This is a genomic window from Citrobacter sp. LUTT5 (assembly GCF_009905315.1).
Lineage (GTDB): Bacteria > Pseudomonadota > Gammaproteobacteria > Enterobacterales > Enterobacteriaceae > Citrobacter > Citrobacter freundii.
This window is the reverse complement of the sequence record NZ_CP047606.1, coordinates 207,755-233,389: the sequence shown is the minus strand read 5'-3', so window position 1 is coordinate 233,389 and position 25,635 is coordinate 207,755. Positions and strand designations below refer to the sequence as shown.

The 25,635-nt window shown below is 51.5% G+C and carries 22 protein-coding genes; 8 read left to right on the top strand and 14 right to left on the bottom strand.

Annotation, left to right across the window (positions count from 1 at the left end; genetic code table 11):
- Window positions 1-19 precede the first annotated feature (19 nt).
- Both GUC46_RS01100 and GUC46_RS01095 read left to right on the top strand, forming a co-directional pair.
- Window positions 20-559: a GNAT family N-acetyltransferase gene (locus GUC46_RS01100; RefSeq protein ID WP_160179663.1), complete on the top strand. Its 540-nt coding sequence runs from the start codon at window positions 20-22 to the stop codon at window positions 557-559.
- Between the two features lie 86 nt (window positions 560-645).
- On the top strand, window positions 646-996 hold the full coding sequence (locus tag GUC46_RS01095) for a glycoside hydrolase family protein (RefSeq protein ID WP_003837768.1): 351 nt from the start codon (window positions 646-648) through the stop codon (window positions 994-996).
- 18 nt (window positions 997-1,014) lie between these two features.
- On the opposite strand, the gene GUC46_RS01090 is transcribed toward GUC46_RS01095, so the two are convergent.
- From GUC46_RS01090 to GUC46_RS01075, 4 genes are all read right to left on the bottom strand, one after another.
- Entirely contained in the window at window positions 1,015-1,617 is a 603-nt protein-coding gene (locus GUC46_RS01090; RefSeq protein ID WP_003837766.1) for a response regulator transcription factor, read from the bottom strand.
- A 361-nt stretch (window positions 1,618-1,978) separates the two neighbouring features.
- Window positions 1,979-2,827, bottom strand: a complete 849-nt coding sequence (locus GUC46_RS01085; RefSeq protein WP_003846143.1) for an EAL domain-containing protein — start codon at window positions 2,825-2,827, stop codon at window positions 1,979-1,981.
- Window positions 2,828-3,026: 199 nt separating this feature from the next.
- Window positions 3,027-3,467 carry a winged helix-turn-helix domain-containing protein gene (locus GUC46_RS01080; protein WP_003837762.1) on the bottom strand — a complete coding sequence of 147 codons (441 nt, stop codon included), beginning with the start codon at window positions 3,465-3,467 and terminating at the stop codon, window positions 3,027-3,029.
- A gap of 522 nt (window positions 3,468-3,989) precedes the next feature.
- Window positions 3,990-4,748, bottom strand: coding sequence for an SDR family NAD(P)-dependent oxidoreductase (locus tag GUC46_RS01075; RefSeq protein ID WP_160179661.1), 759 nt, complete (start codon window positions 4,746-4,748; stop codon window positions 3,990-3,992).
- A 119-nt stretch (window positions 4,749-4,867) separates the two neighbouring features.
- Here GUC46_RS01075 and GUC46_RS01070 point away from each other — a divergent pair, with 119 nt between their 5' ends.
- From GUC46_RS01070 to GUC46_RS01060, 3 genes are all read left to right on the top strand, one after another.
- Window positions 4,868-5,767 carry a LysR family transcriptional regulator gene (locus tag GUC46_RS01070; RefSeq protein ID WP_003837759.1) on the top strand — a complete coding sequence of 300 codons (900 nt, stop codon included), beginning with the start codon at window positions 4,868-4,870 and terminating at the stop codon, window positions 5,765-5,767.
- A gap of 47 nt (window positions 5,768-5,814) precedes the next feature.
- A complete protein-coding gene (gene yhjD / locus GUC46_RS01065; protein WP_160179659.1) occupies window positions 5,815-6,840 on the top strand; it encodes an inner membrane protein YhjD in 1,026 nt (341 codons plus the stop codon).
- A 350-nt stretch (window positions 6,841-7,190) separates the two neighbouring features.
- Window positions 7,191-8,513, top strand: a complete 1,323-nt coding sequence (locus GUC46_RS01060) for an MFS transporter (RefSeq protein WP_003023312.1) — start codon at window positions 7,191-7,193, stop codon at window positions 8,511-8,513.
- A 93-nt stretch (window positions 8,514-8,606) separates the two neighbouring features.
- Here GUC46_RS01060 and GUC46_RS01055 read toward each other — a convergent pair whose 3' ends face one another.
- Together GUC46_RS01055 and pdeH are read right to left on the bottom strand one after the other, a co-directional pair.
- Window positions 8,607-10,667 (bottom strand): AsmA family protein, encoded by a 2,061-nt coding sequence (locus GUC46_RS01055; RefSeq protein ID WP_160179657.1) that lies wholly within the window; start codon window positions 10,665-10,667, stop codon window positions 8,607-8,609.
- A 78-nt stretch (window positions 10,668-10,745) separates the two neighbouring features.
- Window positions 10,746-11,513, bottom strand: coding sequence for a cyclic-guanylate-specific phosphodiesterase (gene pdeH, locus GUC46_RS01050; RefSeq protein ID WP_003023308.1), 768 nt, complete (start codon window positions 11,511-11,513; stop codon window positions 10,746-10,748).
- Window positions 11,514-11,743: 230 nt separating this feature from the next.
- Between pdeH and GUC46_RS01045 the strand changes: the two genes are divergently transcribed.
- Window positions 11,744-12,673, top strand: coding sequence for a sugar kinase (locus GUC46_RS01045; protein WP_016151138.1), 930 nt, complete (start codon window positions 11,744-11,746; stop codon window positions 12,671-12,673).
- Window positions 12,674-12,773: 100 nt separating this feature from the next.
- On the opposite strand, the gene GUC46_RS01040 is transcribed toward GUC46_RS01045, so the two are convergent.
- From GUC46_RS01040 to GUC46_RS01025, 4 genes are all read right to left on the bottom strand, one after another.
- Window positions 12,774-14,267 (bottom strand): pitrilysin family protein, encoded by a 1,494-nt coding sequence (locus GUC46_RS01040; protein WP_044713960.1) that lies wholly within the window; start codon window positions 14,265-14,267, stop codon window positions 12,774-12,776.
- A gap of 221 nt (window positions 14,268-14,488) precedes the next feature.
- Entirely contained in the window at window positions 14,489-15,775 is a 1,287-nt protein-coding gene (gene dctA, locus GUC46_RS01035; RefSeq protein ID WP_160179655.1) for a C4-dicarboxylate transporter DctC, read from the bottom strand.
- Between the two features lie 157 nt (window positions 15,776-15,932).
- Window positions 15,933-17,939 carry a biofilm formation regulator HmsP gene (hmsP, locus tag GUC46_RS01030; RefSeq protein ID WP_003846127.1) on the bottom strand — a complete coding sequence of 669 codons (2,007 nt, stop codon included), beginning with the start codon at window positions 17,937-17,939 and terminating at the stop codon, window positions 15,933-15,935.
- A gap of 226 nt (window positions 17,940-18,165) precedes the next feature.
- The gene (locus GUC46_RS01025) at window positions 18,166-18,273 is read right to left on the bottom strand and encodes a type I toxin-antitoxin system toxin Ldr family protein (RefSeq protein ID WP_003023297.1); all 108 of its coding nucleotides are present in this window, start codon (window positions 18,271-18,273) and stop codon (window positions 18,166-18,168) included.
- Between the two features lie 428 nt (window positions 18,274-18,701).
- On the opposite strand from GUC46_RS01025, the gene megL reads away from it, so the two are divergent.
- Both megL and GUC46_RS01015 read left to right on the top strand, forming a co-directional pair.
- Entirely contained in the window at window positions 18,702-19,898 is a 1,197-nt protein-coding gene (megL, locus tag GUC46_RS01020; RefSeq protein ID WP_121572099.1) for a methionine gamma-lyase, read from the top strand.
- Between the two features lie 117 nt (window positions 19,899-20,015).
- Window positions 20,016-21,314, top strand: coding sequence for an aromatic amino acid transport family protein (locus GUC46_RS01015; RefSeq protein ID WP_016151142.1), 1,299 nt, complete (start codon window positions 20,016-20,018; stop codon window positions 21,312-21,314).
- 35 nt (window positions 21,315-21,349) lie between these two features.
- On the opposite strand, the gene GUC46_RS01010 is transcribed toward GUC46_RS01015, so the two are convergent.
- From GUC46_RS01010 to dppC, 4 genes are all read right to left on the bottom strand, one after another.
- Window positions 21,350-22,552, bottom strand: a complete 1,203-nt coding sequence (locus tag GUC46_RS01010) for a sigma-54-dependent Fis family transcriptional regulator (protein WP_130715263.1) — start codon at window positions 22,550-22,552, stop codon at window positions 21,350-21,352.
- A 176-nt stretch (window positions 22,553-22,728) separates the two neighbouring features.
- Window positions 22,729-23,733, bottom strand: a complete 1,005-nt coding sequence (dppF, locus tag GUC46_RS01005; RefSeq protein WP_003024319.1) for a dipeptide ABC transporter ATP-binding subunit DppF — start codon at window positions 23,731-23,733, stop codon at window positions 22,729-22,731.
- Entirely contained in the window at window positions 23,730-24,713 is a 984-nt protein-coding gene (gene dppD, locus GUC46_RS01000; protein ID WP_003024317.1) for a dipeptide ABC transporter ATP-binding protein, read from the bottom strand. The genes dppF and dppD overlap by 4 nt, the downstream gene beginning before the upstream one ends.
- A gap of 10 nt (window positions 24,714-24,723) precedes the next feature.
- Window positions 24,724-25,626: a dipeptide ABC transporter permease DppC gene (gene dppC / locus GUC46_RS00995; protein ID WP_003837734.1), complete on the bottom strand. Its 903-nt coding sequence runs from the start codon at window positions 25,624-25,626 to the stop codon at window positions 24,724-24,726.
- Between the last annotated feature and the right edge of the window lie 9 nt (window positions 25,627-25,635).

Sequence of the window (25,635 nt, the reverse complement as noted above, 5' to 3'; positions counted from 1 at the left end):
TTATTCTGGAGATAAGCCTGTGCCTGTATTGCAAACATCACGTCTGCTCTGCCGCCCACTGACAGAAAATGACTGGACGTTCTTCTTAACGCTACAGAAGAATCCAGATGTGATGCGCTTTGTCGCTGACACGCGTACTGAAGAGGAGATACGGACAGCCTTCAACTCCCGCCTGCCTGAATGGTCTCCCGGCAGCCCGCACTGGCTATGTCTGGTCCTGTGCGATAAGGCATCGGGAGCACCGCTTGGAGTGACTGGATATATTCATGAAAACAATGAATGTGCCGAGGTCGGTTTTCTGCTCGCCCCTGAAGCGCAGGGGAAAGGTTATGGTACTGAATCTCTGCATGCAGTTTGCGATTTTGCATTTACCACCGGAGGGCTACGCCGGCTTACGGCTTGCGTCACCGCAGGAAACGAAGCCTCACGGCGTCTGTTGGAAAAGGTCGGGTTCATTCACGAAGGCACGCTGCGGGAAAGCTACTGGTTGCATCAAACCTGGAATGATGACTGGATTTTCGGCCTGTTAAAACACGACTATCAGCCACCCGCAGAATAAGACGTTTTGCTGAAAAAACTGGCTGTATGACAACTGGCGTAACGGAGGCGGTTTCTTAAAATAGGTCTCTTTGTACAGAGATGAATATGCCACTCCATTCAACGTATTTCACGCCCGCCTGTGTTGCATTTATTAAACAATGGCAAGGCCTGTCACTGGAAAAGTATCAGGACAAAAATGGTGTCTGGGTGATTGGCTACGGGCACGAAATCACATCCGATGAAAGCTTTCCTGCGCCTGTTTCGGTAACGCAGGCAGAAACACTACTGCTCGCGGATCTGGAAATCTGCGAGGAATTCATACACCAGAAAATGCCGCAAATAAAAGAAAGGTTTCAACAGGAAGCGTTAATTGCGTGGATGCTCAGCGTGGGGATAAGCCGGTTTTGTGCTGCAGAATTCTGCTCGGGGGTTATTTCACAGCCAGAATCGTTCTGACTGTGAAATATTCGCCCGTTAAATAGCGTCGTTTAACATCATTGCCGCCTGCGTACGGTTTTTTACCTCGAGGCGCTGATACAGCGATTCAAGATGGGCTTTGACCGTTCCGGTGCTGATATTTAACAATCGACCAATTTGTTTATTTGATTCTCCGGCGGCAAGCATAGTCAGAATCTCTCGCTGACGCGCACTAAGCGATCTGATATTTTGCCCGCTGCTCTCGGGGGTTGTCATACAATCTCTGGGGATAAATACCATTCCCATCGCAATGCTATTGAGAGCCAGCGTGAAGGTTTCCGCGTCAGAGTCGCGTGGAACAATGGCCAGCACATTCAATTGCGTAACCTCCTGCAGCCATTTTTTACGGCAGTCCGTTGCTGTTACCAGCACTTTTACTGTCGAAAAGCGTTGCGCTATCTGCTGTAGCAAGTTACGGCAGAACTCGGCGTCCTGGTCGCCATCCAGCATTATCAGTGCATCAGGGGTGTCTTCCAGTTTCTGCCAAAGGTCATCTGCCTGACTGACACCCTGAACATCCACTCCTGGAATACGCTCTTGTAAACTTACATTCATTCCATGAATAAATATCGACTGCCTGTCAAACATTATTACCTGCATTACTTATCTCCGTCTGAATAAGATACTAGCCTTAACACGCGGAAGGGTATTACCCGAGGGGTAAAATAAGAAGTCACCATTTGGCGGGGGCCATTTTACCGATAGACGGAGAAGAAAAAAGTAGAAATCGCAAATAGTTACAGCTCAAACCAAATAATCACACAAAGGGACAAAAGTGGCGCTAAACATTAAGGAAATCCTTAATATCCAATACTCAAAACTAGCTTATTAATATTAATTTTTTGGAGTCTATATTTTCTAATAAAAATAAGGAACTCACAGTAACAGACAAATATGTTACAAAATAAAATGTCGCATCAATTGATCATCACCTGTGGTTTCCCCAGGCAGTATTGCTGTATCAATCGACACTAAAGGTTGCGGGCGATTGCATCACTCCGATCAGATCTTCAAGTGGAACGGGTCTGCATAAATAATACCCTTGTAAAAAATCACAGCGTTTCATGCGCAGATAATCGGCCTGAGCCTGAGTCTCAACGCCCTCGGCAATCATTCGCAGACCCATCTTCTGCGCCAGCTCAATAAGCGTATCGACAATGCGGGTATCGCCCCCCTCACCAATCTGGCTGACAAACAGTTTATCTATCTTAATAAACTCCGGTTCCAGCGCGTGGAGGTAACACAGATTCGAGTATCCTGTCCCGAAATCATCTAACGCTACGGCGATATTGGATTTTCTCAACGCGGCAAACCACTCGCTTAGCTGAGGGGTAAAGTGCAGAGGGCGTCTTTCGGTAATTTCGATAACCAGTTGAACCTGAACCGGGGCAAGCTTTTGCATGAGCGCCACGACGTCCGACTCAAAGCGCGGATCGAGGCAGTTTTCGGGGCTCAGATTTAGGTTAAGGTAAAGTCCATTTGGGAAAAGGGGGAGCCGCGACTGCAGGTCGGCAATGACTTGCTGAATAAGTTGATGCGTCAGCGAGGCGATAAGACCATGCTCTTCCGCAAGGGGAATAAATATATCAGGGGGAATAGCGCCATACTGGGGATGCGTCCACCTGGCGAGTACCTCAATACCTGCAATTTCACCCGTCTGGCTGTTAAAAATGGGTTGATACACCGGTTGGAACTGCCGTTGAAGAATGGCTGCATTCAACGTTTTTACCGGTGCACAGGTGAGGAAACGGGCCAGTAATTCGCTGGCGTCAGAGAATAATATCGGGAGTTGCCTGGTTGTGGTAATCATCACGAGCCTCAAGCGTGCGGCGGCCTATTGAGGGCAACCGCACAGCAATCATCAGAACCTGACCCAATCGCCCTGGCCGTTATTGGTATCTATCGAACAATAACGTTATTTAGCGAAAATACATTGAAAATAAAAAGTAAAGATAACGATAAAAAAAGCCCCTCGCACTGCATGCTCAGGGCAAATACCTGGGTTGACATCACTCACTCAGGTTATCTATTTTCTCCCTTTTTTTGACAGCATGAGTTGGGAGTTCGCTCACTTTGTAATAAACGGGAATGACATCAGGATAATTGATGACATAACCCTGACCTCTTATATTAAGGATAAAATCCCTGGGTAACCCCAGCAGGCCAAGTTTATTATTAAGATTGTGCAGGACTTGCCATAATCTTTGCGCAGAGGGGCTCAGATTATGCGCTTCCCAGATTTTCTCAAATAATTCTTCTTTCGGTATCGGCTGGCTCCTGGCATTTATTAATAAATACAGGAAAAGCCTGAGCATTGTTTCATTAAAGTAAATTGACGCAAAAACGATGTTTTTCTCGGTATGGCTACCAGTAAGCCGATACAGTCGGCGATTAGAAATGTCAAAATGAATTTCAGCACCAATCATAAATCCATATAGACGATAGCCCATAACTTATACCCACGTTAAATGAAGACGAACATGCACCTCTACATATAAGCGTTGAGATAATCCATACCGTTTGTATGGTGGATTATATGACTGCTATAAATGCTTTCCAATCTTCATCCCAATCTACTATGAGGAAGCGGTCGTTTAGTATTCGTTTATGGTAGATTTAAGGTTATAAATGAAATTCACGATTTATTATTCTTCCTATGCGAAATTTTTAGCACATAGGCCATGTTTTCACATACGCGATCGAACGCTCAATTCTTAATGTCGAATTTTTAACATTTTAAAGAATTAAATTCTGAATCCGTGGGGGATGGGGAAGTGATCATGGTTTCTTCTGAGACAAATCCGCTGTCGAAGAAAAATGAGTTATTCAGAAAGTTTATCCCGGATTTCTTTCGGCACCGCGATCGCTGAATTAGATTGCAGATAATACCGGTAAACGCCACCAGCTATATTTTTACCTGGAGTGGCGCACCGGTTTTCTATTGCTCAAAAGCTGAATAAGATACGAGCGATTTACAGGAACATTCCGCCCGATACTTCGATACGCTGCGCTGTCATCCAGGCCAGCTCATCACTGAGCAACGCGGCAATCGCGTCGCCAATATCATCCGGCAAGCCCGCGCGTCCCAGCGCCGTTTGCGATGCCACATATGCATTCAGCTCTTTATTATTCCGCAGTCGACCGCCGCCAAAATCGGTTTCAATTGCCCCAGGCGCGATGATATTTACTGAAATACCCCGCTCTCCCAGTTCTTTCGCCTGATAACGCGTCAGTACTTCCATCGCCCCTTTCATTGAGGCATAGGCGGCATACCCTGGCAGTGCAAAACGCGCCAGTCCCGATGAAACATTCAGGATCCTGCCGCCATTCTGGATCAACGGCAACAGACGTTGGGTCAGGAAGAAGGGGCCCTTAAAGTGAATTTTCACTAATTGATCAAACATCGCTTCGGAGGTATCGGCAAAAGCGCCATACAGACCAATTCCGGCATTGTTCACTAAATAATCAAACGCTTCACGATTCCACATGCTCTTCAGCTGCGCTTGTACCTCATGGGTAAAGGACTCAAAGCCAGACACATCGCTGACATTCAGTTGTATTGCCGCAGCTTTTCTGCCTTTTTGCTCAATTTCAGCAACCACATCCAGCGCCGCCTGCTGCTGGCTGTTGTAGGTAAAGATAATGTCCGTTCCTCTGTCAGCCAGCTTAAGTGCGGCGTTTTTACCGAGCCCACGACTACCACCAGTCACTAATGCGATACGTTGCGTCATAAGAAACCTCATTTCCGACGTTGTGATGATTGAGATAAAGCTTATTAGGTGATAGAAAAACAATAAATGTCGTCTGTTGCGCATTACTGTTTCATTTGGAACAACAATAGGGCATAAGAATGGATAAAATTCACGCAATGCAGTTGTTCATCCGCGTCGCAGAACTGGAGAGCTTTTCGCGTGCGGCAGACACCCTTGGTCTTCCTAAAGGTAGCGTATCTCGCCAAATCCAGGCCCTGGAAAATCATCTGGGCACGCAGTTGTTGCACCGCACTACCCGCCGCGTTCAGCTCACACAAGACGGTATGATCTATTACGAACGCGCAAAAGATTTGTTGAGCAATCTGGATGAGCTGGATGGACTATTTCATCACGATCCGTCCAGCATCAGCGGCAAGCTGCGCGTCGATATGCCGGTTGGCGTGGCGAGAAATCTGGTGATGCCCCGCTTACCCACTTTCTTGCATCAGTATCCCGGCCTTGAGCTCGAACTCAGCAGCAGCGACCGCCTGGTGGATCTGGTCCGCGAAGGTTTCGACTGTGTGGTACGCGTAGGCACGCTGAAAGATTCAGGGCTGATTGCGCGCCCACTGGGGAAACTCACGCAGATTAACTGCGCCAGCCCGCAGTACCTCGCCCGCTTTGGTTATCCGGAAAGCCTGGAGGATTTAGCTTCACATGCAGTGGTGCACTACTCGGTCAATTTGGGAACGCGTGCGCAAGGCTTCGAAGTGGCGACAGAAAACGGCACGCAATGGGTTAAAACCGGCGGCATGCTAACGGTAAACAGTACCGAAACCTATCACGCGGCATGCCTTGCAGGTCTGGGCATTATTCAGGTACCGCGCGTTGGCGTGCGTGATGCCCTGCGCGCCGGTACGCTGGTCGAAGTGTTGCCGCAATATCGCGCCGAGCCAATGCCGGTCTCTTTGCTTTATCCGCATCGACGCAACCTCTCTCGCCGGGTACATCTGTTTATGGAATGGCTGACTGGCGTGATGAAAGACTATGTGGACTGACAAGCTATACTGTCCTGAGAATGAACAGAACAAGGATTATTGCCCTGATGACGCAGGAAAAAGAGATTAAACGCCCCATTCAGGAACTTGAGCACGCCCCCATCCTAAAAATTGAGCCCCTGGAGCAGGAAAATACAGAAACCAATGGTAAGACCAACCGGGCGTTGAAAACTGCCCTGACCTTCGCTGAAAAAGTTCAACGCCAGCCCATGATTGCCCATCTGATTCGGGCTGCGGAGCGGTTTAACGATCGCATGGGAAATCAGTTTGGCGCCGCGATTACCTACTTCTCGTTTCTGTCGATGATCCCGATCCTGATGGTGTCGTTTGCCGCCGCGGGTTTTATTCTCGCTTCGCATCCTACGCTGTTACAGGATATCTTCGGCAAAATTCTGCTCAACGTCAGCGATCCGACGCTCGCCTCTACGCTGAAAAACACCATTAATACTGCCGTACAGCAACGTACCACCGTCGGTCTGGTGGGGCTTGGCATCGCGCTCTATTCCGGCATTAACTGGATGGGAAACCTGCGCGAAGCAATTCGTGCCCAGTCGCGGGATGTCTGGGAGCGTGCCCCGCAGGATCAGGAAAAAATTTGGGTCAAATATCTGCGTGATTTTATCTCATTGATTGGCTTACTGATTGCGCTGATTGTTACTCTGTCCATTACCTCCATTGCCGGCTCCGCCCAGCAGATGATTATCTCTGCGTTGTATCTCGACGGTATCGAATGGCTGAAGCCCGCCTGGCGGCTGATCGGCCTGACCATCTCTATTTTCGCCAACTACTTGCTGTTCTTCTGGATTTTCTGGCGGCTACCGCGTCACCGACCGCGTAAAAAAGCGCTCATACGCGGCACATTTATCGCGGCTCTGGGGTTTGAAGTCATCAAAATGATCATGACATATACCCTGCCGTCACTGGTGCAATCGCCGTCAGGCGCGGCGTTTGGTTCCGTGCTTGGATTGATGGCGTTCTTCTACTTCTTCGCTCGTCTGACTCTGTTTTGCGCTGCCTGGATTGCCACGGCGGAATACAAAGACGACCCGCGTATGCCGGGGAAAACGCAGTAGCCACCGCCGGATTAGTTGTTAATTGCCGGATGGCGACGCACGCGTCTTATCCGGCCTACGGGTGAGTTTTGTAGGCTGGATAAGCGCAGCGCCATCCGGCAATTATAATGCCGCCCGATCTCACCGATTTAGTGAATAAATCCAACCTGTAACTTTTATTTAACCAAAAACTAGTTTTATCATCTAAGTTTTAAATTATGTGAAGCATTTCATGGAAGTGAAATCTCAAGCCTAAAAATTATCCCCTTTTTGCTCTATTTTTGACCATTCTCAAAGTTTGTTACAGATTGAAATGTCGCTTTTGCTGTGCGTAATATGGCCTTTCGTTCGGCCAAAAATAAGAAAATATTATGCAAGCAACAGCCACAACACTCGACAACGAACAGGAACACACCCCGGTCAACTCGCGCAATAAAGTCGTCGTCGCCTCGCTCATTGGCACCGCCATTGAGTTCTTCGACTTCTATATTTACGCCACCGCCGCGGTGATCGTGTTCCCGCATATCTTCTTCCCGCAGGGGGATCCGACTGCCGCGACGCTACAGTCCCTGGCGACTTTTGCTATCGCCTTTGTGGCACGACCGATTGGTTCTGCGGTATTCGGGCATTTCGGCGATCGCGTCGGCCGTAAAGTCACGCTGGTTGCCTCACTGCTCACCATGGGGATCTCGACGGTTGTGATTGGCCTGCTGCCGGGCTATGAAACAATCGGCATTTTCGCCCCCTTGCTGCTGGCGCTGGCGCGTTTTGGTCAGGGTTTAGGTCTGGGCGGTGAATGGGGCGGCGCGGCGTTGCTGGCGACGGAAAACGCACCTCCGCGCAAACGCGCGCTGTACGGATCATTTCCGCAGTTGGGCGCGCCTATCGGCTTCTTCTTCGCCAATGGTACCTTTCTGCTGCTCTCCTGGCTGCTGACCGACGAACAGTTCATGAGCTGGGGTTGGCGCGTACCGTTCATCTTCTCTGCGGTACTGGTGATTATCGGTCTGTACGTTCGCGTTTCGCTGCATGAATCCCCGGTCTTCGCCAAAGTAGCCGCGGCGAAAAAGCAGGTAAAAATCCCGCTGGGTACCCTGCTGACCAAACATGTTCGCGTGACGATCCTCGGCACATTCATCATGCTGGCGACCTATACGCTGTTCTATATCATGACCGTCTATTCGATGACGTTCAGCACCGCTGCCGCGCCTGTGGGACTTGGCCTGCCGCGTAATGAAGTGTTGTGGATGCTGATGATGGCGGTGATTGGCTTTGGCGTCATGGTGCCGGTGGCGGGCCTGCTGGCCGACGCATTTGGTCGTCGCAAGAGCATGCTCATCATCACCACGCTTATCATTCTGTTTGCGCTGTTTGCCTTTAAACCACTGCTCGGCTCTGGCAATCCGGTGCTGGTTTTCGCCTTCCTGTTGCTGGGCTTAAGCCTGATGGGGCTGACATTTGGTCCGATGGGCGCGCTGCTGCCGGAGCTGTTCCCGACCGAAGTGCGCTACACAGGGGCGTCGTTCTCGTACAACGTTTCGTCGATTCTTGGTGCTTCCGTTGCCCCATACATCGCTGCATGGTTGCAGGCGAACTATGGTCTGGCGGCAGTCGGTACGTATCTGGCATCAATGGCGGCGTTAACGTTAATTGCGCTGCTGTTAACCCATGAGACACGGCATCAATCGCTGTAATTTGATGGCCTGATGGCGCTATGCTTATCAGGCCTACAAACTGCAATCCCCCGTAGGCCGGATAAGGTGTTTACACCTCATCCGGCGCTCTCATCACTTCTTCATCTGCGACAGGATTGTCCGGCACTGATTAGCATCCCCTTCAGAAGGTGAAATCAGCGCCAGCAGGGCCGCCGCTGGCGTCACCAGCGTTGCCAGCGCAGCAGCAACCGCACCGCGCGCAATCAGCGGTCCGGCCTTCACGCCTGCCTGCGGATTCTTAAAGGTGCCGCGAACATACAACGGCGAACGCAGAGTAATAATACGAATCCCTTTACTCTCCGGATCGATAGTTAAATCCAGTTGCTCCGACGCAAAGCTTGCCGTACCGGTGACATTAATGACTGCGTTTTCCGTATCAAAAGCAAAAATCTGCGGACGCGCCACGCCGTTAACAATATCCAGATTCGCCGCCGCGCAGTTCACCCGCACTTCGTCATCGCCAAATATCTGCCCGACAAGATAGTTCCCCAGATTCAAGCCCACAATTTCCATCAGATTCCGGCTGATCAAACCGTCATTCATCAGCAGTTTCAGGTTGCCATTGCTGTTACCCAACAGCGCCGCCACCGAGTTTCCGCTCCCACTAAACCTGGCGTCACCGTTCATTTCACCAAGCGTTTTTTGCATCAGTTCCACATCCGGCATCAGTGCTTTAAGCTTCAGGCGGCGAGCCTGGATATCCGCCTGCCCCCGCATCGGCTTTTTATCCCCTTCCAGATGGATGCTGGAAACAATGCTGCCTCCCGCAAGACCAAATTTCAGCGGTTGCAGACGCAGGTCGGCATTTTTCAGGATGATATGAGTGGAGAGATCGCTGATCGGTAGGCTACTGCCATGCTCAATACGCCGTCCTTTGAAACGCACGTCAGCGTCCATTACGTTCCATTTGTCAGTTTCAAAACGGTCATACGGCAACACCTTGTCCGCAGGCTGAACGCTCTTCTCACCTTTGCGCTGTTCAGATTGTTTTGCCCGTTCCGCCCCTTTGCCTGAATCCACCCCGATCAGCGGCCCCAAATCGGCCAGCCTCAGCTGGCGTGATTCCACATCGCCCTTCAGCATTGGTCGCGGCTTGCCGGTGGTGTAGGCCAGCGTTCCGTGAATATCGCTGTCGCCAATGCGGCCATTGAAATCGCGATAATCAAAAACAGAGGATTTATCCGGGTCAATTTTCGCCACCAGACGTCCGTCGGTTTCAAACGGCGGCGTATCCGGGAGCAGCACGCCGGTCAAATCGTATAAATCCCCTAGCGAATCTCCCGAGAATTTAAGTCGTAGATCCGCCCCGCCCATGTTCATCGGATCGTTTATCGTGCCGATAAACGCTACGCGCGTATTGCCCGAACGGAAATCAGCCTGAATCGGGAAAGGCGTATCTTCACCACGCAGCGCCAGCATTCCGCCAATTTTTCCGCTACCGCTTAGCGGTTCGCCGTTATATCGCCCTTGCGCTTTCAGACCAAACACGTAGTCCTCGACGTGGGCGTTGCTCTCTTTACCTTTTGCGCCGGTCACTTCGCTAAAGGGCAACGGTTTGCCCAGCGGATCGACCAGGATCTCAATCTCCGACTTCGTCACCTTATCGTTAATGGCGATGCGTCCCTGGTCAAACAGAATGTTATCCAGCCGGAACGACCACGCGGATGGCGGCGCATTAGGATCGCGGTTTTCGTCCCCAGCTAAGTTAAAGGTCCAGTTATTGTTTTTCTCCGACAGGCGGATCAGCCGCGCATCGGGTTTGACCAGCTTGACCCACGGGAGCCAGACGTTTTTTGTCAGCAGTGCCAGTGGGGCGAGCGTAGCTTCAACACGCGGGAGATGCACCATGGTAACGTCAGGAATGTCTGGCGGGTTGCCGAGGATGATATCTTCAGCATGAACATGCGGCCACGGAACCCAGCTACGCCAGCCGGTTTCCTGCTTCTGGCGTTCCCAAACCACGCCCAGGTCACCCCGTATAGCAAAGGGCCGGTTGAGTTCTGTAGAGACTTTCTGGTTGATGGTCGGTTTGAGCCGGTTCCAGTCAAATGTCGCAATCACAATGATGAGTACGACGATCAACAACAAGAAAACCCCTATTACTGAAGTGGTTATTTTACCTGTTTTCGTCATGTCTAACCTCTCTACTTCCTTCCTTGCCTGTCCTAAAGATAGTCCAGCAGGATGAAAAGGAGGTGTGCTACGTCCTCATCAAAGCGACAGGATCACCTCTTCAAGCGTGTCCAGAGGCACTGGACGAGAGAGAAAATAGCCTTGTGCGGCAAAAGCCGGTGAGTTTTGCACATCGCGCCACTCTTCCAGCGTTTCAACGCCTTCGACAATCACGCCGCGGCAATAGCGGTTCATCAGCTGTAATAGTAGTGTGAAGAGATTACGTCCCTCCGGCGTCTTGCGCAGCATGACGAACAGGTCTCGCGCCACTTTGATATAGTCATAATTCACTTCACTAAGCGCCGAGAAGTTCGCCATTCCGGTACCAAAATCATCCAGCCAGAGCGGGCCAAACTCGCACATTGAGGCGAAGGACGACCCCTTCGGTAAGCGGATATGTTCCACTAGCTCAAAACGCAGCCACGGCAGGCCTTCAATGATTTTCAGGATTTCGGGATCCTGGCGCATCGCTATGAGCGTTGGTCCGTCGACGTTCACGGAAGCCAGCAGGTTGTTGGCTCTGAAAAAGTCCCCTTTCAGCTCAAGTTGAAGAAGTTGCTCTATCACCACATCAACACGATGTCGGACGGTTACTTCGGCAAAATAGCGGTCTGGCGCAATACGTTGGGATGGATTATCAGGATGGCTCACGACAGTCAGCAGTTCAACGGCCATCAGTCGTCCGTTGGTCTGGTAAATTGGCTGGTAGGTGTAAGCACGCTCGCACTGCAGCCAATAGCGTCTCTCCTGCAAGTTTTCAATACTCGCATCGAGCGTAATGAGCTGCTGGGTAACCTGCTTTATCATCTGAGATGTCCTGTAAATAAGAGTGTGACTGACCGGACTCGTCAAAGGTTATCGGCGCTCAGACGCAGAACTTTACGTTCAGCTGTGCGCAAAAATAAAAACTAAGCGGCAAAAACAACGCAGAACACGTGCTGGCTCAAAAAAATAATGGAACGTTGTTTTAATATAGTTGACCACTTAACACCCACAGCGCACACTAACGCTAATTTTTTTCAGAGCAGGTTACGACTATGTCCAGAAAGATTGCCGTGATTGGCGAATGCATGATTGAGCTGTCACAGAAAGGCGCTGACGTTCAGCGCGGATTCGGTGGCGACACGTTGAATACATCCGTTTATATCGCCCGTCAGGTCGATGCTACGGCACTTTCCGTACACTATGTGACTGCACTGGGTACCGACAGTTTTAGCCAACAAATGCTGGAGTCCTGGCAGGGTGAAAACGTGGATACCTCATTAACCCAGCGCATGGAAAACCGCCTGCCGGGTCTCTACTACATTGAGACCGACAGCACTGGCGAGCGCACCTTCTATTACTGGCGTAATGAAGCCGCCGCAAAATTCTGGCTGGAGAGCGAGCAGTCTGCCGCGATTTGCGAAGAGCTGGCGACATTTGATTACTTGTATCTGAGCGGAATCAGCCTGGCGATTTTAAGCCCGGCAAGTCGTGACAAGCTGCTGTCGTTGCTGCGTGAATGCCGTGCCAACGGTGGAAAGGTCATTTTTGATAATAACTACCGCCCACGTCTGTGGAGCAGCAAAGAAGAAACCCAGCAGGTGTATCAGCAGATGCTGGAATGCACCAATATCGCATTCCTGACGCTGGACGATGAAGACGCGCTGTGGGGTGAAAAACCCGTTGCTGAGGTGATTGCCCGTACTCACGCAGCTGGTGTACAGGAAGTGGTTGTGAAGCGTGGCGCAGACTCTTGCCTGGTTTCCATCGCGGGCGAAGCGCTCATCGACGTTCCGGCCGTTAAATTGCCGAAAGAGAAGGTGATCGATACCACTGCGGCCGGAGACTCCTTCAGCGCCGGATATCTGGCGGTACGTCTGACCGGTGGCGATGCTGCTGAGGCCGCAAAACGCGGCCACCTGACAGCAAGCACCGTGATTCAGCATCGCGGGGCGATTATCCCACGCGACGCTATGCCGCAATAACGTCGATTATCCGGTCTGCATACCGTAGGCCGGGCAAGCGAAGCGCCCCCGGCATCTCCAATGCCGGATGGCGGCGTAACCGTCTTATCCGGCCTACAGGTTATTGTACCGGCGGGATATCCGTCACTTCAGGGTGTGATTCATCCGTTTCAACAGATGTTGCCGCTGCGGTAACGGGCGCCATAATGCTATCCCACGTCGCCTGCAGATCCTTCATATTGAATTCAGGTTCACCCTTCGGCTGCAGCAGAATTAACGCCATATCTTGCGACAGCTGCTGTCGCAGGTCCTGATTCAACATCTCAACGCTCAGGCTGTTGAGGAAGCTCTGGCGTAAACGCTGATACTGTTCAGGCGCAATATCCACCACCTGATTTTGCAGCGAGCGCAAACGCTGGCTGATCAAAATATCGGTATCGGTACGACCATAGGTGGCAAACAGCTTCTGCAGTTCCAGATTCTTTTGCGCGACCAGCGCATTGAACTCTTCTTCCGGAAGTCCCTTATCACGCACTTTCGCCAGCTCACGTGCAACCGTACCCAGATTGGCGTTCAGCTTATCGTTTGGCGACTCAACGTTAATCGCACACTGCGCGCGCAGGAACAGCACCCGGCAGTCAAATCCGAGGCCAATGTCTTTGGCATTGTTTTTGGTTAGCTCTTGCTGAATGTGCCAGAACAGCGCCTCACGAGCTAAATCAGCGCGCCAATAACGTAACAACGCGGCAGATTCACGGATCGGTTGCCACGGCGTATCCCACATAATAGACAGGCGATCCTGGCGTACCGCATCGGTCATAATGCTTACGGCTTCTGCTCGCAGCGGAGAGAGCGTAGGTACCGGTGCAGGCGTTTCGCGTTTTCCTTTTAACTCGCCAAAGGTTTTATTGATTTGCTCAGCTACGCTGCGTGCATCAACGTTACCGACGATGATCAGCGTCATCGCGTCCGGGGTATACCATTTCTGGTAGAAAGACTGAATTTTCGCCGCATCTACAGGCGTTTTCAGCGGATCGGCGGGATCGTGTCCCAGCAGAGTCGATCCCTTCAGACGGTAACGCCACCACCCTTCTTTGGTATCTGACGGCCAGGTTGCAACCATATCTTCGCTGCTCAGCGCATGATTGACCGTTTCAGAGGTGATGCTCAGATTGCCGGAGATATTCGCCAGGTAAGAAAGTGACTCTTTCAGTAGATCGTTACGGCTGTTTGGCAGACTGAGGTTGTACAACGTGGAATCATAGGAAACGATAACCGGCGGCATGGGACGTTTGGGATCGAACCCCTGCTGCCACAATGAACGGGCTTGCGTGGCATCGAGGCCACCGCTTTGCGTCAGCGCGATACGTGGGATCGCATGGCTGAAACCACTCTGTTGCGTACTTTCGGTGAGTGAACCGGTATTAACCAGCAGGCGGACCTCAATACGGTCGCTGGGGCGCTGGGGAGTGGCTAACACTTGCCACTGTAGACCATTTGCCAGCGTGCCCTGTTGCCACGCCGGGTCAGGCTGGAGCGCATCTGCCTGCACATAGCCGGCAGTGGCCATCATCAGCAAGCCGCCCGCTAAAAGTCGAATTTTTGTGCCCTGCATGTGAACCCCTGATCAACTATCCTGGAAATAAAAAGACAGCCCTCGAAAGGACTCTCTGAATATGACGTTAAAAACACTTCGTGTTAGACCGCGAGAACATAAAAATGTCACGGAAGAAGTGAAAAAATCCCGAGCCGCCGAATCGACGGTTTCAGGCACAGGGGGTAATTATGCGCAAACGCCCGCAGTCCTGGAAGGGACTACGGGCATAAGTGACGAGATTAAGAGGATAAATCGTGCGTTTTGCCATCCGGCGCACGATTATTCAGCACATCGTCCAACTTTTTATGGTCCAGTTCTTTGACCCATTTAGCGACGACGACAGTTGCCACACCGTTGCCGACCAGGTTAGTCAGCGCACGTGCTTCAGACATAAAGCGGTCAATACCAAGAATCAGAGCCAGACCCGCAACCGGCAAATGGCCCACAGCAGAGATCGTCGCGGCCAGAACAATGAAGCCACTGCCGGTCACACCCGCTGCACCTTTTGAGGAGAGCAGGAGCACCACCAACAGGGTTATCTGATGGAAGATATCCATATGGCTGTTGGTTGCCTGAGCGATAAACACCGCCGCCATCGTCAGATAGATTGATGTCCCATCAAGGTTAAACGAGTAGCCCGTGGGTATAACCAACCCGACAACCGATTTCCGGCAGCCCAGTTTTTCCATCTTATCGAGCATACGCGGCAGCGCGGATTCAGAAGAAGACGTACCCAGTACGATCAGCAGTTCTTCACGGATATAGCGGATGAATTTGAAAATGCTGAAGCCGGTTGCGCGAGCAATGGAGCCCAGAACCACAATCACAAACAGAATACAGGTGATGTAGAAGCAGATTATCAGCTGACCCAGTTGCACCAGCGTTCCGACGCCATATTTACCGATGGTAAAGGCCATAGCGCCGAAAGCACCGATCGGCGCCAGACGCATGATCATATTGATGATGCCGAAAATAACCTGCGAGAAGCTTTCAATCACGTTGAAAATCATCTGGCCTTTGCTGCCCAGACGGTGCAGCGCAAAACCAAACATTACCGCAAACAGTAATACCTGCAGGATGTTACCGCTGGCGAACGCGCCAATCACGCTACCCGGGATAATATCCATCAAGAAGCCTACGATCCCCTGGTCTTTTGCCTGTTCAGCGTAAATGGCAACCGCTTTAGCGTCCAGCGTCGCCGGATCGACGTTCATTCCGGCACCGGGTTGCACCACGTTGACGATGATAAGGCCGATGATCAGCGCAATCGTACTGACAATTTCAAAATAGAGCAGTGCAACCGCACCGGTGCGGCCTACTGCTTTCATACTTTCCATGCCTGCAATGCCGGTCACGACAGTACAGAAGATGACAGGTGCGATGACCATCTTGATGAGCTTAACGAAAGCATCACCAAGCGGCTTCATTTGGGCGCCTAATTCAGGGTAGTAATGGCCAAGGAGAATACCAATGGCAATTGCTGTCAGGACCTGAAAGTAAAGGCTTTTGAATATAGAGGTCTTCATAGGGTGTCCTTAAAGTAAAAACCACAGGTCTTGTAAGGTTTTGTTTAACCTGCGGCCTTAAAGTAACACCCACTCAACATGACAGAAATGCACCTGGATCATAATTGATACAAAAATGTTAAAAATTTTGAGCTGGCTCGCACAAGCGAGACCTTTTTTAACTTTTGTAATCAGCGCTTTCCGGTGCCAGATAACGTTCTTCAAAGATATTTGCCGGAACGGGTCGGGCAAACAGGAATCCTTGCGCCACTTCCACCCCGGCTTTTGATAACCATTCGCGTTGCGCTTCGGTTTCAACGCCTTCGGCGATCATCTGCAAGTTGAGGCTATGTGCCAGCTGAATGATGGCGGAGATCATGCTGCAATCTTCGGGCACGCCATCGACAAACATCTTATCGATTTTGAGTACATCCACCGGCAGCGACTTCATATGCTGTAGCTGTCGCAGACCCGCATACCCCATGCCAAAGTCGTCCAGGGCGATGCGCACGCCCGCGTTGCGCAGCGGTCGCAAAATGGCCACTGCGGCGTGGGGATCGTCAATATGCCGGCTTTCAGTCACTTCCAGAATCAATGTGCCTGGCTTAATGCGATAGCGCGTTAACAACTCCAGCAGATCAGACACCATACTTGGGTGCATCAACTGGAGAGCGGATAAATTCACCGAGAGCGGCAGCATGAGACCGCGTTCTTGCCAGGCTGACAGCTGGCGGCATGTTTCTTCCAGCACCCAATAACCGACGGTCACCATCAGACCACAAGACTCAATTCTGTCGATTAACCCTTCCGGCAGCTCCCAGCTACCGTCCGGCTGCTGCATCCGCAACAATGCTTCTGCGCTCAATACCTTGCCGCTGGACATCTCAACCTGGGGCTGCATCCAGAGCGCAAATTGCTGGTTATCCATGGCGGTTAAAATATCGTTCTCTTGGGTTAAACGCTGCTGCGCCTCTTCCATCTGCAACGGATCAAAGAACTGAATTTGGTTTTTACCTTTATGACGCGACGTTAACACGGCTGACAGGGCGCGGCGGTAGAGCTGCTCTGCGGTTAAATCACCATAAAACATCGCCACCCCAATGTTGCAGGTAGGACGTAGTTGAATACCCTGAATCGGTAACCGCTCATTAACGATAGTGAGTACTTGCTGACCTAGCGTAATAGCGTGCCAGGGTTCTTTTACACCATGGGCGATAATGGCAAAGTCATAGCCACTCACCTGAGTAAGCACCATCCTGGGAGACAATACAGACTTCAGTTTTTCGACCAGCGTAAGTAACAGGATTTCTCGCTGGGTTTCGGTTAACACACCCGCGGTGTCACGTAGGGTTTCGCAGGTGACAATCATCAGCGCCGTCGTCTGTTGGCGGGTAACAACCTGCTCCAGCAGCCCCATTAAAAACGACTTATTGGGCAGTTCGGAAACCGGGAAACGCATTGCTAAGTCGCTTTGATCTTCGCTATGTCGCTGAATCAACTGCTGATTAAGATTGTAGCTACGCACCAGCATACCAATCTCATCATCCTGATGTAGACGCGGCAATGCCAGTTGATAACCAATCAGGTCCTGCTGTTGAATGTCGTTCAGCTCACGGGCAATTTTACGTAAGGGGTGCACAATCAAGCGGTTAATGCACCAGGAGATAGCGACGGTCAGTATTAGCGACAAAAGTAAGTAAATGGTCACTAACGTCGAGAGCGTACTCATCACGAATTTGTACATGCGGTACGAATCCGCCTGTAGCACCAGATACGCCAGCGGTTGTGGGTTAGCGGAACGTTCAAGAGAATAGATAGGCAGCGAAATTTGTACCGGAAGCTCAAACAGGCGAGTCACCGTAACCGGAACCGGACGTTCAGGTATAAAGCTCATCCGCAGCGCCTGAAACTGATTAGGCAGCACCACATCGGCGCGACTTACCACGCCTGCTGGCCGAATACTTCTTAAAATAGCTTCCGCTTCGGGAATATCCCCTTTCAGGATAGTGTTCGACAGAGGTTCACGAACGGAGCGAGCGATACTTTCCAGTTGCGTAGCCGTGTTATAGCGGTTTTGCTGGACCAGATGGAACAACAAAACGGTGCAAAAAATAAAAACGAACACCATAACAACGGCCGCAACCATTGCCATCTGCTTAATTGTTAACGAGCGACTGACACGCAAACTGACTCTCCACGGATAGACGAAACTGCCGTCAGAGTATACCCGATCGTAGCGGTATTAAGAGAGGCGGTATCTGAAAACTTCCCAGCGTGCATTATCGCGACAGGATAGGCACCTGGCGACGAGATTTATCTGCATTTAAGCCGAAAAAGGCCGCAAGGTTAACCCCTGCGGCCTGGTTCGGGCGCATGTTGCCATTACGGCAGGCAGACGCCCGCAAAGTGCATTACTTCCTGTTACGCAGCCAGTTCACAATCAAGCTGGCAATAATGCCAGCGATAATTGGAGCCGCTAAATCGTGCCAGAAAGCCACGCCTAACTGTGCGAGCGTCATATAGCCGCCTGTGTTGCAATGGCAACTGTTCGCGGCTATTCTTGAACTGTTGAGGATCAAGGTTAGCCCCCGTTTTGTTGCCAGGTTTATACCGAACAACGTGCGGGGGTTTTCTCTTTCCAGCAACCTATGCCGCCGGGGATCAAGCCCCCGCAACATCGCGCCTCACCGGGTAAACCCGGCTTGCCGCTGATTCTACGGTAACACTTCCGTCTCATCACCCCGGAGTGATCCAGTCTGCGTAAAGCCTCGCAATTACGGCTTAATAAATCCGCCAAGCGCTGGAAAGTTTCTTGCCAACTGGCAACTTTCCTGACGGCTACCCGCACGATAAAACCACTAACGCATTGATATCTATTGGTTTATTTTCTGGCACAGCGATTGCTATATGACTGTGAGCTGTTCTGTTCCGAATCAAAGGAGATATCATGTCTGACTGTCGTACTTACGGATTCAACACCCAGATCGTTCACGCGGGGCAACAACCCGACCCTTCAACTGGCGCGCTCAGTACGCCTATTTTCCAGACTTCAACGTTTGTTTTTGACAGCGCCGAACAAGGTGCCGCCCGCTTTGCGCTCGAAGAGTCCGGGTACATTTACACCCGTTTGGGTAACCCCACCACCGATGCGCTGGAGAAAAAGCTGGCGGTACTGGAACGAGGTGAAGCCGGACTGGCAACCGCGTCCGGTATTTCAGCTATCACCACAACGCTGTTGACGCTTTGTCAGCAGGGTGACCATATCGTTTCCGCCAGCGCGATTTACGGTTGTACCCACGCGTTTTTGTCGCACAGCATGCCAAAGTTTGGGATTAACGTCAGCTTTGTCGACGCGGCAAAGCCTGAAGAAATCCGCGCCGCCATGCGCCCGGAAACCAAAGTTGTATATATCGAAACGCCCGCTAACCCGACGCTGTCGCTGGTCGACATTGAAACGGTAGCCGGTATCGCCCATCAGCAAGGCGTATTGCTGGTGGTGGATAACACCTTTATGTCGCCGTACTGTCAGCAGCCTTTGCAACTGGGCGCGGATATTGTGGTGCACAGCGTCACCAAATATATCAACGGTCACGGGGATGTGATTGGCGGCATCATTGTTGGTAAGCAGGAGTTTATCGACCAGGCGCGGTTTGTTGGCCTGAAAGATATCACCGGCGGCTGCATGAGTCCTTTCAATGCGTGGTTGACGCTGCGCGGCGTTAAAACGCTGGGCATTCGTATGGAGCGTCACTGTGAAAATGCGCTGAAAATCGCCCGCTTCCTCGAAGGGCATCCGTCCATTACTCGGGTGTATTATCCAGGCCTGTCATCGCATCCGCAGTATGAGCTGGGCCAGCGACAAATGAGCCTGCCAGGTGGAATTATCAGCTTCGAAATCGCCGGCGGCCTCGAGGCTGGCAGACGGATGATCAATTCTGTAGAATTATGCCTCCTCGCGGTCAGTCTCGGTGATACCGAAACCCTCATTCAGCACCCAGCGTCTATGACACATTCGCCCGTTGCGCCAGAGGAACGGCTTAAAGCAGGTATTACCGACGGGCTTATCCGTCTTTCTGTGGGTCTTGAAGATCCAGAAGATATTATTAACGACCTTGAACACGCCATCAGAAAGGCAACATTCTGACCAATATGGCCTGAACCGACGCCGTTCGGTTCAGGTTGTTGAGAATCAAGGCACAACAGTCTGGCAATACGCGCAATCCTCTTTCGGGGAGAACGTGTATTTTGGGCAGGGGGTTCTATGCAGGACAACACATTACAATTAAGCAACAATACAGCAACCGCCGTACCATTCTCAAAAAAAATACCGTTTACGAAATACGATTTTGGCTGGGTATTACTGTGCATAGGCATGGCCATTGGTGCCGGAACGGTACTGATGCCGGTACAAATTGGCCTAACAGGCATTTGGGTATTTATTGTCGCCTTTATTATTGCTTATCCGGCAACTTATATTGTGCAGGATATTTATTTAAAAACATTATCAGAAAGTGAAACCTGTAATGACTACACGGATATTATAAGTCATTATCTGGGAAAAAACTGGGGCGTATTTCTTGGTGTCATCTATTTTCTGATGATTATTCACGGCATATTTATTTATTCCTTATCGGTGGTTTTTGACAGCGCCTCATATATCAAAACCTTCGGCTTGACCGAGTCCGATCTTTCACAGTCGATAATCTACAAAGTGGCCATTTTTGCCGTGCTGGTCGCCATTGCTTCCGGGGGAGAAAAACTGCTGTTCAAAATCTCCGGCCCGATGGTAGTGGTCAAAGTGGGTATCATCATCGTATTTGGTTTTGCGATGGTTCCGCACTGGAACTTCGCTAATATCAGCGCCTTCCCTGAAGCCTCGGTGTTCTTTCGCGATGTGCTGCTGACTATCCCGTTCTGCTTCTTCTCCGCGGTGTTTATTCAGGTGTTGAACCCTATGAACATCGCTTACCGCAAACGGGTGGCGGACCGGGTACTGGCCACACGTATGGCTATACGCACGCATCGGATCAGTTACATTACGCTGATTGCGGTCATCCTGTTTTTCTCTTTTTCTTTTACCTTTTCCATTAGCCATGAAGAAGCCGTTTCGGCCTTCGAACAAAATATTTCCGCACTGGCGCTGGCGGCACAGGTCATTCCGGGACAGATTATTCATATCACCTCAACGGTATTAAATATCTTCGCCGTATTAACCGCGTTCTTTGGTATTTATTTGGGATTCCACGAGGCGATCAAAGGAATTATTCTTAACGTACTGAGCCGCGTTATTGACGTGGAAAAAATTAATCCTCTGGTGCTTACGCTGGGTATTTGTACCTTTATTGTTATCACCCTGGTGATTTGGGTATCGTTTCGCGTATCAGTACTGGTGTTCTTCCAGTTAGGCAGCCCGCTGTACGGGATTGTGTCGTGTATTATTCCGTTTTTCCTGATCTATAAAGTCACACAACTGGAAAAACTACGCGGGCTGAAAACCTGGCTAATCCTGCTGTACGGGATCCTGCTGTGCCTGTCGCCATTACTGAAGCTGATTGAATAACCCGCGTAAACTGCGCCGTCAGCTCCTGCCGGCGCTTAGCTCACACTCTCCAGTTGATAGCTGCGAATTTTATTCAGTACCGTGGTATGTGATACCCCCAGCGCTTTGGCGATATGCCGCGACGACACATTCTCTTCCATCATTTGTTCAATAAGCTGGCGTTCCGCATACAAAACCTGCTCTTTAAAAGGACGTTCTGTCGGGCCTTGCTCAGCGGCGGGCAAATTCACCATCCCTAATTCTTCGGGCGTAATGACATCGGATTCCGCCATTAGCATCAGACGAATAATGGTATTTTCCAGTTCGCGCACGTTTCCCGGCCAGCTGTGATGGTGCAAGGCATCAAAACAAGCTTTATCCAGAATGATCCGCCGCTGGAATTCCTTTGCGTATTTCTGCACAAAGTGGCGAATCAACAGACTGATATCCTGCGGACGCTCCCGCAAAGGCGGAATAGTCAGGGAAAGTACATTGATGCGGTAATAGAGATCTGCGCGCAACAGACGTTGTTCCACCATATCTTCCAGATTGGCGTTGGTTGCCACAATAATGCGTACATTAACCGGAATAATTTGCGCCCCACCAACGCGACGGATCCCGCCATCCTGCAGGACGCGCAATAATTTAGCCTGTAAGCCCAGCGACATTTCACCAAATTCATCGAGAAAAAGGGTGCCTTTATCGGCCATTTCAAACAGCCCTTTTTTGCCTTTACAATCCGCGCCGCTAAAAGCCCCTTTCTCATAGCCAAAGAATTCACTCTCCATAAGCGACTCAGGTAGCGCAGAGCAGTTGACTGGAATAAACGGATAAAAACGTCGCTGCCCGGAATTATGGATAGCCCGGGCCAGCAGCTCTTTGCCGGTACCCGTATCGCCACGGATCAGAACGGTATATTTGCTGTCAGCAATTTTTATCGCCTTTTCGATAAGCGCGTGCATGCTCTGGCTGCTGCAAATAATGTCAGAGAAATAACGCGGGCGTTCCGGCTCCGGCGTTGACAGCTCGCTTATCTCCTCACAGAGGTAAGCGACATTAATAATATCGGCGCGCTGGCTTAAACAGAATTGCACACAGGAAATATCCTGTAGCTGGCGGCACCAGGATTTAATCAGGATCCGTCCAGGTGTGACTTTCATGGAGATGATATTGATATCGCAGCAGGAAAATTCCTTCAGGACATCCTCAACCATCGACAGACGATCAATTGTTTTAATATCCCAGCGTATCGTGACCACATTTGCTCCTGATAGTTAGCAACTGCGAAATAGATATTTCTGTGACGAGAGGAAAACTGACTACATTTTAGACGCTGTGGAATAATGTTCTGCCAGAGGACTCACATTGTGGACGGAAAAACAAAATATAAAAAAACCGGAGCACAAGGCTCCGGTTATCGGGTCATAACCCACGTTTATTGCTGTGGGTTTTCGTCCTGGTCAACGGCGAAACAGGCCACCAGCTGACCGCCATAGTCTTTTAACTGTGGCTGAAGCTGAGTACACGGACCAAATCGACGACGGCAACGGGCGTTGAATGCGCAGCCTGGTGGCGGATTCAGCGGGCTTGGCAGCTCACCGGTCAGCTTGATACGCTCGCGGCGATCGTCCGGGTTCAGGCGCGGCGTTGCGGAGAGCAGCGCCTGAGTGTACGGATGCCGTGGATTATTGAAGATCTGATCCTTGGTTCCTTTTTCCACACAGCGGCCTAAATACATCACCATCACTTCATCGGCAATGTGCTCTACCACCGACAGGTCGTGCGAGATAAAGACGTATGACAGCCCCAGTTCCTGTTGCAAGTCCATCATCAGGTTCAGCACCTGCGCACGTACGGAAACGTCCAGCGCCGAGACCGGTTCGTCAGCAATCACCACATCCGGGTCAAGCATCAGACCGCGGGCAATGGCGATACGCTGACGCTGGCCGCCGGAGAACATATGCGGATAGCGGTCGTAGTGCTCGGTTTTCAGCCCCACTTTCGCCATCATCGCCAGCGCTTTTTCACGACGCTCCTCTTTGCTGAGCGTGGAGTTGATCAGCAACGGCTCTTCCAGAATCTGCCCTACTTTTTTACGCGGGTTCAGGGAACCATAGGGGTTCTGGAACACTATCTGGATTTTCTGCCGACGCAGCTTCTGCGCCTGCGGGTCATGCTTGAGTAAATCCTGTCCCTGGTAATACAGCTCACCGCCAGTCGGGATTTCAATCATCGTCAGCAGACGGCCAAGGGTGGATTTCCCACAGCCCGACTCACCTACCACCGCCAGCGTTTTACCGCGCTCCAGAGTAAAGGAAACGCCATCCAGCGCTTTCACCAGGCGTTCCGGGGCGAACATGCCCTTCTTCACCGGGTAGTGTTTTTTCAGGTCAATTGCCTGCAACAGCGGCTGTTGCGCGGCGGCCTTTTGCGTACTCATAGCCCAGGCCTCCCGGCATCATCAAGTGGGTAGTGGCATTTCGACTGACGACCGCCTTCCAGCAGGTTCAGTTCAGGTTCTTCAGCGCGGCATTTGTCGGTCGCATAGGGGCAGCGTGGATTCAGCAAACAGCCGCTCGGGCGGTCATATTTACCGGGAACCACGCCCGGCAGTGAGGCCAGACGCGCTTTGTCCTGAGCAAACTCCGGCAGCGCGCGCAGCAGCGCCTGGGTGTAAGGATGACGCGGCGCGCGGAAGATATCCTGCGCGGCTCCGGTTTCCACTACCTGCCCAGCGTACATCACGATGATTTTGTGCGCCGCTTCAGCTACCAGCGCCAGATCGTGCGTAATTAAGACCAGCGCCATGTTCTCTTTTTGCTGCAATTCCAGCAGTAGCTCGATGATCTGCGCCTGAATGGTCACATCCAGCGCCGTTGTCGGTTCATCGGCAATCAGCAGCTTCGGACGACAGGCAATCGCCATCGCGATCATCACGCGCTGACTCATCCCACCGGACAACTGGTGCGGATAGACATCCAGACGCGAGGCCGGATCGGGGATCCCCACCAGCGTCAGCAGATCAATTGCCCGCTGAATACGCGTTTTTTTGTTGCCGCCCTGGTGCACCTTGATGGCTTCCATAATCTGGTAGCCGACGGTGTAGCAGGGGTTAAGGCTGGTCATCGGGTCCTGAAAGATCATTGCCACTTCCGCACCCACCAGTTGGCGACGCTCTTTCTCAGAGATGCGCTTCAGGTCGCGACCATTAAACTCCAGATTTTCGGCCATAACGCGGCCAGGGTAGTCAATCAGTCCCATAATCGCCAGCGAGCTGACGGACTTACCAGAACCAGACTCCCCAACAATGCCAACCACCTCACCCTGATTCACACTGTAGCTAATGCGGTCTACGGCGCGGAATTCGGAACCTACGTCGCCGAAATGCACCGATAATTTATCTACATTTAATAACGCCATCTCGAACCTCTTACTGCTTCAGTTTGGGATCGAGCGCGTCACGCAGACCGTCACCCATCAGGTTAAATGCCAGCACCGTCAACAGGATCGCCAGCCCCGGGAAGGTCACAACCCACCAGGCGCTTTGGGCAAACTGCAGAACGTCAGAGAGCATGGTGCCCCATTCCGGCGTAGGCGGCTGTGCGCCCATCCCCAGGAAGCCGAGGGCAGCCATATCGAGAATGGCGTTAGAGAAGCCAAGCGACGCCTGAACAATCAGCGGCGCAAGACAGTTAGGCAGAATATTGACGAACATCTGGCGCATCGCGCCGGCTCCCGCCACGCGGGATGCGGTGACGTAGTCGCGGTTAACTTCCACCAGCACAGCGGCGCGCGTCAGACGCACATAGTGCGGCAATGCCACAAACGTCAGCGCCAGCGCAGCGTTGCCTATCGAGGGGCCAAATACCGCCACCAGCACCAGCGCCAGTAACAGGCTCGGCAATGCCAGCATGATATCGACCACACGCATGATGACGTTATCGACAATTCCACCAAAGTAGCCGGCGATCAGCCCAAGAACCACGCCCATCAGCAGGGAGAGTACAACCACCAGACAGCCAACCAACAGCGACAGACGCGCACCGTACATCAGGCGGGACAGCACGTCGCGGCCCACATCATCAGTACCAAACAGATGCGCCATGGAACCGCCTTCCTGCCACGCAGGAGGAGCTAGTAGCGTATCGCGGAACTGGTCTGCCGGGTTGTAGGGTGCAAGGACGTTGGCAAAGACCGCAATCAGGATCATTACCACCACATACACCAGCCCAACAACCGCGCCTTTGTTGCGTTTAAAATAGTGCCAGAACTCCTGCAGCGGCGTCATCGGCACCGGTGCAGCAATAACTTTGTTTTCAGTAACCTGTGACATGATGGCCCC

Coding starts and splice junctions, on each gene's coding strand:
- GUC46_RS01090 (WP_003837766.1), bottom strand. CDS start 1,617: ATGCAGGTAATAATGTTTGACAGGCAGTCGATATTTATTCATGGAATG.
- yhjD (WP_160179659.1), top strand. CDS start 5,815: ATGACGCAGGAAAAAGAGATTAAACGCCCCATTCAGGAACTTGAGCAC.
- dppF (WP_003024319.1), bottom strand. CDS start 23,733: ATGAGTACGCAAAAGGCCGCCGCGCAACAGCCGCTGTTGCAGGCAATT.
- GUC46_RS01025 (WP_003023297.1), bottom strand. CDS start 18,273: ATGACGCTCGCACAGTTAGGCGTGGCTTTCTGGCACGATTTAGCGGCT.
- GUC46_RS01055 (WP_160179657.1), bottom strand. CDS start 10,667: ATGACGAAAACAGGTAAAATAACCACTTCAGTAATAGGGGTTTTCTTG.
- GUC46_RS01080 (WP_003837762.1), bottom strand. CDS start 3,467: ATGGGCTATCGTCTATATGGATTTATGATTGGTGCTGAAATTCATTTT.
- GUC46_RS01040 (WP_044713960.1), bottom strand. CDS start 14,267: ATGCAGGGCACAAAAATTCGACTTTTAGCGGGCGGCTTGCTGATGATG.
- dppD (WP_003024317.1), bottom strand. CDS start 24,713: ATGGCGTTATTAAATGTAGATAAATTATCGGTGCATTTCGGCGACGTA.
- dppC (WP_003837734.1), bottom strand. CDS start 25,626: ATGTCACAGGTTACTGAAAACAAAGTTATTGCTGCACCGGTGCCGATG.
- GUC46_RS01095 (WP_003837768.1), top strand. CDS start 646: ATGCCACTCCATTCAACGTATTTCACGCCCGCCTGTGTTGCATTTATT.
- pdeH (WP_003023308.1), bottom strand. CDS start 11,513: ATGATAAAGCAGGTTACCCAGCAGCTCATTACGCTCGATGCGAGTATT.
- GUC46_RS01070 (WP_003837759.1), top strand. CDS start 4,868: ATGGATAAAATTCACGCAATGCAGTTGTTCATCCGCGTCGCAGAACTG.
- GUC46_RS01060 (WP_003023312.1), top strand. CDS start 7,191: ATGCAAGCAACAGCCACAACACTCGACAACGAACAGGAACACACCCCG.
- GUC46_RS01045 (WP_016151138.1), top strand. CDS start 11,744: ATGTCCAGAAAGATTGCCGTGATTGGCGAATGCATGATTGAGCTGTCA.
- dctA (WP_160179655.1), bottom strand. CDS start 15,775: ATGAAGACCTCTATATTCAAAAGCCTTTACTTTCAGGTCCTGACAGCA.
- GUC46_RS01085 (WP_003846143.1), bottom strand. CDS start 2,827: ATGATTACCACAACCAGGCAACTCCCGATATTATTCTCTGACGCCAGC.
- megL (WP_121572099.1), top strand. CDS start 18,702: ATGTCTGACTGTCGTACTTACGGATTCAACACCCAGATCGTTCACGCG.
- GUC46_RS01015 (WP_016151142.1), top strand. CDS start 20,016: ATGCAGGACAACACATTACAATTAAGCAACAATACAGCAACCGCCGTA.
- GUC46_RS01075 (WP_160179661.1), bottom strand. CDS start 4,748: ATGACGCAACGTATCGCATTAGTGACTGGTGGTAGTCGTGGGCTCGGT.